This window comes from Pseudomonas sp. NFIX49 (assembly GCF_900115915.1).
Taxonomy (GTDB): Bacteria; Pseudomonadota; Gammaproteobacteria; order Pseudomonadales; family Pseudomonadaceae; genus Aquipseudomonas; species Aquipseudomonas pharyngis.
The window spans coordinates 431,538-443,840 of the sequence record NZ_FOYE01000003.1 but is presented as its reverse complement, the minus strand read 5'-3'; the positions used below and the strand labels follow the sequence as shown (position 1 = coordinate 443,840).

General features: G+C 63.0%; 8 protein-coding genes. 2 read left to right on the top strand and 6 right to left on the bottom strand.

Features of this window, described 5'->3' with window-relative positions; all coding sequences use genetic code 11:
- Positions 1-57 precede the first annotated feature (57 nt).
- Positions 58-1,014 (top strand): alpha/beta hydrolase, encoded by a 957-nt coding sequence (locus BMZ46_RS10265; RefSeq protein ID WP_074687661.1) that lies wholly within the window; start codon positions 58-60, stop codon positions 1,012-1,014.
- A gap of 65 nt (positions 1,015-1,079) precedes the next feature.
- Here the strand turns inward: BMZ46_RS10265 and BMZ46_RS10260 are convergent, their stop codons facing one another.
- The 5 genes from BMZ46_RS10260 to pvdM all read right to left on the bottom strand — a co-directional run bounded on the left by BMZ46_RS10260 (position 1,080) and on the right by pvdM (position 9,004).
- Positions 1,080-3,560 carry a TonB-dependent siderophore receptor gene (locus BMZ46_RS10260; RefSeq protein WP_092163864.1) on the bottom strand — a complete coding sequence of 827 codons (2,481 nt, stop codon included), beginning with the start codon at positions 3,558-3,560 and terminating at the stop codon, positions 1,080-1,082.
- Between the two features lie 113 nt (positions 3,561-3,673).
- Positions 3,674-5,323 carry a cyclic peptide export ABC transporter gene (locus BMZ46_RS10255; RefSeq protein ID WP_074687663.1) on the bottom strand — a complete coding sequence of 550 codons (1,650 nt, stop codon included), beginning with the start codon at positions 5,321-5,323 and terminating at the stop codon, positions 3,674-3,676.
- Between the two features lie 109 nt (positions 5,324-5,432).
- Positions 5,433-6,320, bottom strand: coding sequence for a dihydropyoverdine dehydrogenase (locus tag BMZ46_RS10250; RefSeq protein ID WP_074687664.1), 888 nt, complete (start codon positions 6,318-6,320; stop codon positions 5,433-5,435).
- A gap of 39 nt (positions 6,321-6,359) precedes the next feature.
- Positions 6,360-7,637: a pyoverdine-tailoring periplasmic protein PvdN gene (locus tag BMZ46_RS10245; protein WP_074687665.1), complete on the bottom strand. Its 1,278-nt coding sequence runs from the start codon at positions 7,635-7,637 to the stop codon at positions 6,360-6,362.
- Positions 7,634-9,004: a pyoverdine-tailoring dipeptidase-like protein PvdM gene (gene pvdM / locus BMZ46_RS10240; RefSeq protein ID WP_039770100.1), complete on the bottom strand. Its 1,371-nt coding sequence runs from the start codon at positions 9,002-9,004 to the stop codon at positions 7,634-7,636. Before pvdM ends, BMZ46_RS10245 begins: the two co-directional genes overlap by 4 nt.
- Positions 9,005-9,222: 218 nt before the next feature.
- Here pvdM and BMZ46_RS10235 point away from each other — a divergent pair, with 218 nt between their 5' ends.
- Complete coding sequence (locus BMZ46_RS10235; RefSeq protein WP_074687666.1) at positions 9,223-10,848, top strand: pyoverdine maturation tyrosinase PvdP; 1,626 nt, start codon at positions 9,223-9,225, stop codon at positions 10,846-10,848.
- 58 nt (positions 10,849-10,906) lie between these two features.
- Here BMZ46_RS10235 and BMZ46_RS10230 read toward each other — a convergent pair whose 3' ends face one another.
- On the bottom strand, positions 10,907-12,301 hold the full coding sequence (locus tag BMZ46_RS10230) for an efflux transporter outer membrane subunit (protein ID WP_074687667.1): 1,395 nt from the start codon (positions 12,299-12,301) through the stop codon (positions 10,907-10,909).
- Positions 12,302-12,303: the final 2 nt, after the last annotated feature.

The window sequence follows — 12,303 nt, the reverse complement described above, 5'->3', positions numbered from 1 at the left end:
ATTTTGGGGGGCGTTGCCGAGGCGCGCCCCTTTTTTGCTGATACAAGGATCTTCGCGATGTCGTTACACCCTGATCTGGAAGCCTTTCTCGACCTGGCTCAAGACAGCCAGGATGCCGGTCTGCCGGCGCTGCACCAAATGACCCCGGCCCAGGCCCGGGACACCTTCGAACAGACCACTGCGCAGTTGCGCTGGACGGCGCCCGAAGACCTGGACGTGCAGGCCATCAGCGCGACCGCTCGGGACGGTGCGCCGCTGGCACTGCGTCTTTATCGCCCGCACGGTGTGTCGGCGCTAATGCCGGTGCTGGTGTATTTCCACGGTGGCGGGTTTGTGGTCGGAAGCCTCGATTCCCATGACGGCGTGTGTCGCGAGTTCTGCCGGCGCACGCCATGCGCGGTGCTCTCCGTGGGCTATCGACTGGCGCCGGAGCACCGTTTCCCGACGGCACTGGAAGACGGTGAGGACGCCTTGTCGTGGCTGGCCGAACACGCGGCTTCGTTGGGCCTGGACGCGGGCCGGGTCGCCTTCGGCGGTGACAGCGCCGGGGCCACGCTGGCCACCGTACTGGCGGTGCAAGCGGTGGTTCAGCCGCACACCGTGGCCATCGCGCCCAAGGCTCAGTTGTTGTGCTATCCGGTCACCGACGCTTCGCGTGCCCATGATTCGCGGGCCCTGTTCAGCGAAGGCTATCTGCTGGAAGACGAGACACTGGACTGGTTTTACGGGCATTACGCGCGCACCCCGGAAGATTATCTGGACTGGCGTTTCTCGCCGTTGCTGGCCGAAGATCTGCGTGGCGTCGCCCCGGCCATTGTCGTGCTGGCCGGGTTCGATCCGCTGCTCGATGAGGGCCAGGCGTATGTCGACAAGTTGCGTGAGCACGGTGTGAGCGTCGAGCTCGAGCACTGCCCGGGGCTGACCCACGATTTGCTCAGGCTGGCGTCGGTGATGCCCGATGTCCTGCAGGTACACGAAACCCTGAGCCGTGCGCTGTATCGCGCGTTGAGCTGAACCCCAGACCAATTCGCAGACCAGAAAAAAACCCGCAATGCGGGGTTTTTTCATGGGCGCTGTAATCAGAAGTCGGCTTTGACCGACATCACGAAGTTGCGCGGATCGCCGTAGAAGTTACCGAAACTTTCGGTGCCCACCGTGGCGTAGTAGCGTTTGTCGAACAGGTTGTTGCCGTTGAGGGCGACGGACCAGGTGTCATCGATGCGGTAGCCGATGCGACCGTTCCAGACCGCATAACCCGACTGGGTGATGTTGTCACCGCCCAGTGGCGAGGTGCGGTAGTTGCCGCTCTGGGCGTTGACGCCGGCACCGATGGTGACGCGATCCAGAGGGCCGCTCAGGCTGTAGTCACCCCAGACGCGCAGCAGGTGGCGCGGTACGTAGGAGTTGTAGACCACGCCGTCCTGGGTGGCGTCGGCATCTTCCAGCACTTTGGTCTGGGTGTAGGTGTAGCCGGCCAGCAGTTGCAGGCGATCGATCACTTCACCGCTGACTTCCGCTTCGAAGCCCTGGGCGCGGACCTTGCCGGAGTTCAGCGAGCAGGAACTGTCTTCACAGCGCGGGTCATCCTGGGCCGCATCTTTCTGAATGGTGCGGAACAGGTTGAAGGAGCTGTTCAGGCGACCGTCGAACCACTCGCCCTTGATCCCCAGCTCGTAGCTCTGGCCGATCAGGGGTTTGAGGGTGCTGCCGTCAATGGTCTTGTAGCCGCCTTGCGGGGTGAAGATATCGGTGTAGCTGGCGTACGCGGTCAGGTTGTCGTTGAGGTCGAACAACAGCCCGGCAAACGGGGTGACCTGTCCGGTTTCGGTGGACTTGGTGCTGACCGGGGTGCCTTCACCGCGGAAGTACTGCACGGAGTCGGTGTCGGACTTGTACCAGCTGACACGGCTGCCCAGCACGAAGGTCAGCGGGTCTGCCAGTTTCAGGCGGGCGGTGGAGTAAACGCCGTATTGCTTGATGCGCATGTCCACCGGACCGCCCCGGGAGGCGTTGGCCAGGTAGTAGCTTTCGTCAGGCTGGGGCAGGTGATGGTTCGGGTTCAGCACGTTCTGGCGCTGTGGCAAGGCCGCCACGGCGTAGAAGTCATCCTTGTGGGAACGGCTGGCGTTGGCGCCGACGGTGAGTTCATGCTGCTGGCCGAACGCGTCGAATTTGCCGTCCACATAGGCATCGAAGCCGTAGTCGGTCTGCTCGTAGTCGTAGATGCTCCCCAGCATCAGCGTGTTGGAACTGGTGGCGCCTACCGGCACCGCGCCGCTCGGGAACGCGTATTCCATGTCCTGGGTGTTGCGCGAAAAGACCCCGGCCACTTTCAGGGACCAGTCGTCGTTGAACTGGTGTTTCACGTCGCCGAAGTAGGTGGCGCGTTTGCTGCGCTGGTTGTTCCACGAGGTGTTCAGGCAGGTGGAGCGCTTGAGGTGCAGGTCGGAGCCATCGGCATAGCGCGGCAGACCGCCCCAGCAAGGTGTGGCGTCGACGTCTTCATAGGCCATGCCCAGGCCCAGGGTGGTGTCGGGGCTGAGGTCGAAGTCCAGCGCACCGTAGTAGATCTGGTCCTTGCGGCTGGCCACGTCATAGAAGTACTGACGGGTCTGCTGGGTGACCACGGCGCGGCCACGGATGGTGCCGGCGTCGTTCAGCGGGCCGCCGGTGTCGACCTGACCTCGATAGTTGTCCCACGAGCCTGCCGACAGCGACAGTTGGGTGTGCGGGGTGTCCTGGCCGCGCTTGCGCACGAAGTTGACGCCACCGGCCGTACCGCCTGCGCCTTTCATCATGCCGGCAGCACCGCGCAGCACTTCGACGCGGTCATAAATGGCCATGTCGCTGTTGAAGCTGTCGGCCTGTACGTAGCTGCTGCCGATGTCCAGCGGCACGCCGTCGTACTGGTACTGGCCGGTCATGCGGAAACCGCGCGAGTAGAAATACTTGCCGCCCATGGGCGAGTCGTAAACGGTGATGCCTGGAGTCTTTTCCATCACTTGTTCGATGGTGTTGAGGTTCTGGTCGTCCAGCATCTTGCGGGTCATGACCGTGACCGACTGCGGAGTCTCTTTCAGCGAGTGCACGCCCTTGCCGATGGTCACGCCACCGGTGGTGTAGGAGTTGCTGCCTTCGGTAGTGGCCGTCAGTCGTTGCCCGTCGATGTTGGTCGGTGCCAGTTCCATCGCGCTGCCGGTGGCGGGTGCCAGCAGGGTCACGGTATTGCCGTCACGCTGGTGACGGATGCCGGTGCCCTTGAGCATGGCCGCGATTGCGCTGTCGTCCGCATACCGGCCGTTCAGGGCGGCGGAGCGCAGCCCTTGCAGGCTTTCCGGGCTGTAGATGATTTGCAGGCTGGTCTGCTGACCGAGCGATTGCAGGGCCTGGACCAAAGGTTGCGCCGGGATGTTCAGATTCCATTCCTGAGCCTGGACATACGGGGTGACGGCCAGCGTCATTGCCAGTCCCAGGCCGGTGGTGGCCAGACGGGAGCGGGTAGCACCGTGCATGAGCAGGGCTCGGGTCAGTGGGCGAAGCATGAAGCGGGATGCGGACATGAGGTTAAGACCTTGGCAGGTATAGTTGTTAATGGTTCTTATTCATCTCATTAAGACGAGAAAGCCGCGGTAAACCGGAAAATATTTTTCCGGTCTGGCCGCGGCTTCGTCGATCAAGCGGTTTGCAGTTCGCTTTTGACCTTTCCGGCCTCCATGCGCACTAGCTGATCGGCAACGTCGAAGTAACGGTCATCGTGGGAAATCACGATGATGGTCTTGCCCAGCCGTTTCAGGTCGGGCAGGAGTTCGGTGTAGAAAATCCGCCGGAATGTCGGGTCCTGATCGGCGGCCCACTCGTCGAACACCAGCACCGGGCGCTCTTCGAGCCAGGCGTTGACCAGTGCCAGACGCTTGCGCTGGCCGGTGGACAGATCGGTGGTGGTGAAGGCGCCATCGCGTACGCTGACTTTGTGCGCGATCTCCAGGCGTTCGAGGTAGCGGGTAGCGTCCTGCGGTACTTCGCGGTCTCCCTGAATCAGGTCGTCGAACAGGTAGTAGTCGGCAAAGATCGTGGTGAAGTTCTGGCGGTAGTCGTCACGGTTCAACGCGGTGATCGGCTGACCGTTGACCCGGATTTCGCCTTCGGTCGGCGCATACAGGCCCAGCAGCAGTTTGATCAGGGTGGTTTTGCCGCAGCCGTTTTCACCGACGATAAACACGATGTCGCCTTGCTCGATGCGCAGGTTCACCGGTCCGAGGCGGAACGGTTCGCTGCCTGCCACTGGCGGGAAGGCATAACGCACATTGTTCAATTCCAGACGGTTGACGACACCGGGCTTGGTGCCCTGGTCTTGCAGCAGCAGGTGCGGCTCGGGCGAGGAGAACTGCTCGCTCAGTTCGGCAATCCGGCGGAAGGCAATCTGCGCGCGGCTGATGATCGGCAGTGTGCTGACCAGATGTTCCAGCGGGCCCTTCATGTACAGCAGCACCAGCACGAAGCCGCTCATCACGGCCTTGTCACCGCTCGGCCAGAACGATTGCAGGGCCAGTGCCATACCGATCACCACGAAGAACAGCATCGATCCGAAGGACTTGGCGATCACGAAGGTGTTGATCGATTTGATCTGGGTGTCGCAGATCTTTTCGGCAGTCTTCTGGATACCCGACACAAACATGCGCTGGCGGCGCGGGCGATGGATGCGCAGCTCCTTGGCACCTTCGGCGATCGCGTTGTAGTGCTTCTGCAGTTCGTCTTCGGAGTCGCGCGCCGCATAAAAACCGCGCATGCCCTTGGCGCGGGCAATCGCCTGGATGGTGGTGCCGATGGCGATCGCCACCAGCATCATCAGGAACATCGGCCAGGACAGCATCGCCAGGTAGCCGAGGCAACCCAGGGTCACGGTCATGGAAATGGCCAGCGGTGCAAACGCGAAGGCGAAGTCGCTGATGGTGTCCACGTCGTGGGTCAGCACCGGAATCAGGCGGTGGCTGCGATAGCGTTCGATCTGGTCGATCGGCGCCGACAGCACTTTCTCCCCCAGCTCTTTGCGCAGGCGGGCAATGATGTGTTGGCCGACGTAGTTGGTGCCGATGTCGGACAGGATCGTGGTCAGCAAGGCCAGGGCGCACAGCCCGGCGAAAATCATGACCACGGTGCGGGTCAGTCCGTCGGCCGAGTGCAAGGCGTTGTTGATGGTCGCCAGCAGCACGGTGACGCTCAGGCCGCCGATCATGCCGAGCACGATGGATACGCAGACAATCAGGCGGAAGGGCTTGAGCAGGGCGAACAATTCGTTGATCGCCCCACGCGTTGGCTTGGTCATGGAGGATTCCTGCTTCGGTGCGGAGGGAGTGCCGGTATGTAAGGAAAACGAATGGTCACGGGGTTTCTTTAAACGACCGCAGACGGGCTGCGGTCGCTGACAGTCGGGCTCAGAGGTCGCGCACTACGCGAAAGCCCAGCCAGTCGCCCTTGCTGGTCGGCCAGCTGCTGTTGCGGTTGCCGGAACGGGAAAACACCGGTGCCTCGCCCCAGTCGTTGCCGCGCATGACCTGGCGTTCGCAGTTTTCCTGCACCCACGGACGGCCGTCACTGGGTACGCCGGAGTAATCCTTGTGATAACAGTCAGCCGTCCATTCGTAGACGTTGCCGTGGGCGTCGTACACGCCAAAGGCGTTGGCCGGGAAGGTGCCGGCCGGGGACGTGAAGTTGTAACCGTCGGCGGCGCCGTAGGTGTTGGCGTGTTTGGAAATCTGGTAGTCGCTGCCTTCGTCGAACGGGAAGGGGAACGATCCGGTACTGCCGCCACGGGCCGCGTATTCGCGGATCGACTCGCTCGGCAGGCGATAGCGGTGGCCGGACTTTTTCGACAGCCAGTCGATGTAGCCCTGGGCTTCGGCCACGTTCATGCAGACGGCCGGGTCGCGTTTGGTCTGTTTGAACTCGGGCTTGCCGGCGGTGCAGCGGCGGCCCGGGCGATCATCGAAGTCGTAGGGTTTGGCGCCGGTCTCGCGGACATATGCGTCCCACTCGCCGACCAGCACCTGAAAGCGGCTGATGGCGAACGGTCGGGTGAAGGTCACTTCGTGTCGCGGGCCTTCGTCGGGTTCACGGCCGACTTCGTCGTCCGGTGTGCCCATGGTGTAACTGCCGGTCGGCAACACCACCATTTCCGGACAGTCCTTGCAGTCCTTGAACACTTTACCGGGTGCCGGCGGGGTGGCTGCGAGGGCGGCGCCCGGCAGCAGGCCCGCGCACAGGGCGGTCAGCGCCAGTGCGGACAATGCCTTGAAGGCGGTTGAGGCGTGAGGCTTTTTCATGAGTCGTCTCTGTTTAAAGTAAAACCGGGGGCGCAGGGCTCAGGCGCGCAGCGTCTTGCCCAGCACATCGAGGAAACGGTCCACTTCGGCTTCAGTGTTGAGCAGACCGGGCGCGGTACGGATCACCGGGCCGACGTCGCGGCTGACGGCATCGCAGACCACGCGGTGTTTCATCAGGCGGGCGGCGATGTCATCGCTGTCACGGCCCTTGACCCGGAAGAAGCTGAAACCGGCGGAGAACTTCGGCTCGACCGGGGTCACCAGCTCGACGCCCGGTTGCTCCTGCAAGCGCTGTTTCAAATAGCTGTTGAGCTGGTGGATGCGGGCTTGCACATCGGCCTTGCCCAGTCGCAGGTGCAGCTTGAACGCTTCGTCCACCGCCCAGCGATGTTCGAAGGCGTGATAGCCGCCGGGCGTCATGGTCTTGGCGAAGGTCGTGGCTTCGGAGAAGGTCGGCACGCTGGGGCTGACGTATTTCACCTCGTCGCTGCGACTGCAGACGATGCCGGTGCCGCGCGGGCCGAACATCCATTTGTGCGTGCCGGCGATGAAGAAGTCGCAGTTCATCTGCGGGAAGCTCAGGTCTTCGACACCGAAGCCGTGCACGCCGTCGACCACGTAAATGATCCGGTCCTTGTCGTCGCGGTTTCGGTTGTGTTCGTCGACGAGGCGGGCAATGTCGGCGATCGGCAGTTTCACGCCGCTGCCCGAATGCACCCAGGTCATGCCGAGGACGCGGGTTTCGGGGCGGATGTTGCGATTGATGGTGTCGAGCACCTGATCCGTCGAAACGCTTTGCGGGTTCTCGAACAGCGTGAGCTTGCGCACCCGGGTGCCGTCGCGGGCGGTGCGGAAGTCGAGGATGTTGCGGGTGGAGTAATGCTCGTGAACCGTGGTCAGGATTTCCTGGTCCGGGCGCACGTGCACACTGCCGTAGATCATCGCCAGACCTTCGGTGGTGCTGCCGGTGAGGGCGATCTGGCTCGGCCTGGCCTGCAAGTAGTGGCCGGCCCAGACCCGCACGTTTTCTTCGCGCTGTTCGGTGACGCCCAGATCCCAGTCCATCGCCAGGCCCGGATTGCGGTCGATGTCCGCACGATGGCGGGCAATGGCTTCGCGCACCGGCCTTGGGTGCGATGTCACCAGAAAGTTGGCGAAGTGGATCGCGTCCGGGTCTTGTTCGAACAGCCCGCGCAGTTTCACCCATTTGTCCTGCGGCGAAGCGGCGGCGCGGGCCGGCTCAGCCAGGCTCACACCCAGAGGCAGAGCGGCGGCCAGTACGCCGGCCTGTTTCAGAAAAGTACGGCGGTCAGTCATGGTCGGGTCGCGTCCTGACGGGAGAGCAGTGCGGGTTTGGCGGCTTTCTGCACCTGATCCCAGACCCGCAGGAAGTTGCCGCCCCACAGCTTGGCGATGTCGGCTTCGGAGTAACCGCGCTGGATCAGTTCGGCGGTGACGTTGCGGATTTCGCCGACGTTCTCCCAACCCTTGATTCCGCCGCCGTCATTGAAGTCCGAAGAGATGCCGACGTGATCGATGCCGATCTTGCGTACGGTGTAGTCGATGGCGTCGCCGAAGTCCTTCAGGGTGGCTTTCGGTTCTTCTTCGAGAATCCCGTACAGGCCGCTGGCGTACTGGCCGAGTTTCTGTTCCGACCAGGCGGTGATGATCGGGTCGCCCGGCATCAACGCCATGGCCAGGTTCGGCAGAGGCGGCAGATCGAAACGGGCGCGCAAGGCATTGAGTTTGTCCTGGGTGCCTTGGGTCAGCGGTTTGAGGTACTGCGAGAAACCGACCACCTGCACCACGCCGCCGCTGTTCTTGATCAGTTGCAGCTCCTTGTCGCTGAGGTTGCGCGGAATGTCCACCGCCGCCCTCGGCGCCGAGTGCGAAGCCACCAGCGGTGTACGGCTCAGTTGCGCGACCTGCTCCAGGCCCTTGGTCGACATCTGCGAGACGTCGATGATCACGCCCAGGTCGTTCAGGCGGTGCACGGCCTGTTTGCCGATATCCGACAGGCCGTCGAGCGCATCCGGGGAATCATTGAAAAACGGCAGCGGGCGCGAGGAGTCTGCCCAGCTGTTGTTGCCGATGTAGCTGAAGCCGAACATGCGCATGCCACGACCGGCCCACAGGTCCAGTTTGCTCAGGTCGTTGCCCAGCGGGTAGGCGTTGAGCATGCTGATGAAAATCGCAAACTTGCCTTCGCCGTGCAGACGGCGGAAATCGTCGGGGGTGTAGGCGATGCCGACCTGGTTGGGGAAGTCGCGCACCAGGCCTGAGATGATCTTGTAGCGCACTTCCTGTTGATTGCGGGCCTCTTCGACGAAACCGTCGGTAGGCCGGTGCGGGGCGTTCGGGCCGTTCCACATCTCCGGCCAGCCGAAGACCGTCAATGCGGCGCCGGACAGCCGTCCGCGGTTGGCCTTGATCAGGTCGAACTGCCCGGAGCCGTCCTTGTCGGCTTCATTGCCATGGGTGCCGAAACTCAAGGGCACGGTGATATGGCTGTCGAACGACAGGATCCGTTCCTGCAGTTCGGTGGCCTGTTTCATCACCTTGACCGGGTAGCCGGGGTTGTCCCTGAACCAGTAATCCCAGGCCAGGAAGCCTGCACCGGCGCTGATCGCCAAGGCCAGCGGCAGGCCGATGTATAGAGCCTTTTTCGAACGCGGTTTTGTCATTGCCATCTCATTCAGGTTCGCCGTCGAGGTACAGGCGCAGGGGCCTTTGCTATCTGGGAGGAACGACTGGGGAGGCAAACAATTTAGCGAGGCGGCAAAAGAACGCGCGAACGCGGTTTGGGCCTTCGGAGATCTTTTCGGGCAGGCGATAAATTTGTCGCACCAGCAAACGTTCTAGCTTGGATAAAGCCTGCTTCATGGCTGACACAGGTAGGGCAATGACGATCTCTCGACGCTGGTTCATGGCGGGCATGGCACTCACGGGCGCTGCGCTGCCTGCCGCTTTTTATGCACATCGTGAGCTGACCCGCGAGGACGAGCCGATCACGCCGGGCGAGGCCACGGTGGATCTGGCAGACACTGCCGGCCAGCACTTGGCCGACAACCTGCGCGGTGTCTGGGACATCCGCTTCACGGGCGCCGATGCCGGGCTCGATGGCCTGCCCCGTGAGGGCCTGGAATTGTTTCTCGATATTGCCCAGCGCGGGCGCGGCCTGCGCGGCTGTCTCGACACCGGCGCGCGGTTGCGGGGCGACGGGTTGCCCCGCTATGACGTCATTGGCGATCTGGTCTCGGGCAATGGCGCGCAGCTGTACTGGCGTCTGATGCGCACGGACCAGCCACAGACGCCGGCGGTCTACGAGCTCGATGTCAAACTGGACGAAGTCTGGGCGGCCTTCGGCAATGCCGGCAGCGGCACGTTCACCGGGCAGGTGCTGCGCCTGGATCGGCCGTTGGGTCTGCCGGAGCTCGATAACCGTTTCATCGCCGTCAAACGTCGTTTCCCCGAGGCTCGTGAGCGAACCGGTCTGAACCCGACGTTGCTGGCGTGGCTGGTGTCGCCCGAGCATCGCCTGTTTCACCAGCTCTGGCATGCCTCGCGGGACAAGTGGCACAAACTGTCCGAGAAAAAACGCGATGCGTTGCGCGGCATCGGCTGGCAACCCGGCCCGCGTTACAAGGAGCGCGATGCGCGCGGTCCGCGCAAGGATCGCAACGGCTCGGGCATCGACTTCTTCTTCATGCACCGGCACATGCTGGGCACTGCACGTTCGATGCAGGACTTGCCGTCCTGGTTGAAATTCCCCGCGCCGCAACCGGAGCTCGAGCGCGATCGTCAGGGTTTTGCCCGCTACTTCGACAACCATGACGGCGACGCCTTGCCACCCACCTGGCTGACCGAAGGCGATGACGAATACACAAAGTGGGTCAGCGACATCAAGTCGGCCGAGACCTACCACAGCAACTTCCAGGTCTGGGAATCGCAGTACACCGATCCGCGCTATCTCTCGAAGCTGACGCTCGGCCAGTTCGGCTCGGAAGTCGAGCTGGGCCTGCACGACTGGCTGCACATGCGCTGGGCATCGGTGGCCCGTGATCCGTCCAACGATATTCCGGTGCCGATGGCCCGGGATCAGGCTGACTTCGCTGCGCGCTGGTATGCCCCGGAAAACGATTTTCTCGGCGACCCGTTTTCCTCCCATGTGAACCCGGTGTTCTGGCGATTCCATGGCTGGATCGACGACCGCATTGAAGACTGGTATCGCGCTCACGAACGCTTTCATCCTGGTGAAGTGAGCCGTCTGCAAGTCAATGGCGTCCAATGGTTTGCACCGGGGCGCTGGGTCGAGGTCGATGATCCGTGGCTCGGCCCGGACACCCATGGTTGCAGCACCGTTCCGGGCCTTCAGGTGGGGCGTTCGGTGGAGATGGACCCGGAAACCATGAAGCTGGCATTGCGCATCACGTTCGGCGATGAAGACAACATGGCCGACCTGTTCCGCAAAGTGCCGCAGCGGCCGTGGTACGCCAGGCATCTGAAGGTCAAGGGGCGACAACTCTGAAGGCAAAAAAAATCGCAGCGTCGGGCTGCGATTTTTTTTGCCTTGAACAAGGCGCTGTTCAGATGACTTGCCAACCCCCGCCCAGCGCCTTGTACAGCGCAATGCTGGCCTGCAGGCGTGACAGCCGCAGTTGCACGTTCATGTCCTGGGCGGCATACAGCGTGCGTTGAGTCTGCAACACCGTCAGCAGATCCTCGGCTCCGGCCTGATAGCGGCTCTGGGCGATATCGAACGCGGTCTGTGCCTGGCGCAGTTCCTCGCCTTGCCATTGACGCTGTTCATCGAGGCCGCGGATGCTCGTCAGGGCTTTTTCCACGTCCGCAAAGCCATTGATGATTGCGCCGCGATAGGTCTCCAGCAATTCTTCCTGGCGCGCCGTGGCCTTGTCGCGTTCGGCACGCAGGCGGCCATTGTTGAAGATCGGTGCCACCAGACCTGAGGACAGGTTGTAGAAGGTCGTGCGCAGCAGATCCGATGCGAGGTCCGCGCCGGTGCCGAGGCTGGCGGTCAGCGTGACCTTGGGCAGCATGGCGGCGCGGGCGACGGTCACATCGGCCTGGGCGGCGGCCAGTCTGGCTTCGGCGCTGGCGATGTCCGGGCGCCGTTGCAGCAGATCGCTGGGCACACCACTGGCGATGTCCGGCCATTGCAGTTGAGCGAATGCCTGTCGGGGTGTCGGCAGCTCCTGCACTGGTTGGCCGAGCAGCGCGGCCAGGGTAATCAGCGCCTCGCGGGCCTGTTGTTGCACCAACGGCAGTTTGCGCTGTTGTTCGGCGACCAGGCTTTTCTGCTGGGCCAGTTCCAGCGCGGTGGCGCTGCCGGCGTCGTGGCGGGTCTGCACCAGATGCAGAACGCTTTGCGCATTGGTCAGATTGAGTTCGGCGATCCGCGCCTGTTCGCGCAGCGCCAGGGCCTGGGTGTAGCTGTTGGCGACGGCACTTTGCAGGGTCAGTTCCACCGTTGAACGGTCGAATTCGCTGGCCTGCACGCCGAACACCGCGCTGTCCCGGGCGGCGCGTTTGCCGCCCCAGAAATCGATTTCGTAACTGGCGCTCAACTCGGCGTCGTAGTAATCCAGCGAGCGGTTGTCGGGGTTCACGTCGAGCTGGCTGTAGCCTTTGCCGTGCAAGAGTTTCTGGCGATTGGCATTCAGCCCGGCCTTGACTTCGGGCAGCAGCGGCGCGCCGGCGATTGTCGCGCTGGCCTGCGCCTGCCTCACCCGGGCGACTGCGGCGGCCAGGTCATGGCTGCCCAGCCGGGCCTGTTCGATCAGATGATCGAGTTCCGTGCTGCCGAAATGCGTCCACCATTGTCGATCGCTTTGGCTGGCGCCGGGATGTTCGGGCGATTGCCAGGCGGGCGGTGGTTGCAGGCCGCTGTCGGGGCGTGGCGCGGGGCTGCCGCACGCCGCCAGCAAAACGCTGGCGGCGAGAAGTGTCAGGTGGGCTTTCATAG

Bases quoted from the DNA above. Each gene is read 5' to 3' on its own strand.
- BMZ46_RS10265 (WP_074687661.1), top strand. From the start codon at position 58: ATGTCGTTACACCCTGATCTGGAAGCCTTTCTCGACCTGGCTCAAGAC.
- BMZ46_RS10260 (WP_092163864.1), bottom strand. From the start codon at position 3,560: ATGTCCGCATCCCGCTTCATGCTTCGCCCACTGACCCGAGCCCTGCTC.
- BMZ46_RS10255 (WP_074687663.1), bottom strand. From the start codon at position 5,323: ATGACCAAGCCAACGCGTGGGGCGATCAACGAATTGTTCGCCCTGCTC.
- BMZ46_RS10250 (WP_074687664.1), bottom strand. From the start codon at position 6,320: ATGAAAAAGCCTCACGCCTCAACCGCCTTCAAGGCATTGTCCGCACTG.
- BMZ46_RS10245 (WP_074687665.1), bottom strand. From the start codon at position 7,637: ATGACTGACCGCCGTACTTTTCTGAAACAGGCCGGCGTACTGGCCGCC.
- pvdM (WP_039770100.1), bottom strand. From the start codon at position 9,004: ATGACAAAACCGCGTTCGAAAAAGGCTCTATACATCGGCCTGCCGCTG.
- BMZ46_RS10235 (WP_074687666.1), top strand. From the start codon at position 9,223: ATGACGATCTCTCGACGCTGGTTCATGGCGGGCATGGCACTCACGGGC.
- BMZ46_RS10230 (WP_074687667.1), bottom strand. From the start codon at position 12,301: ATGAAAGCCCACCTGACACTTCTCGCCGCCAGCGTTTTGCTGGCGGCG.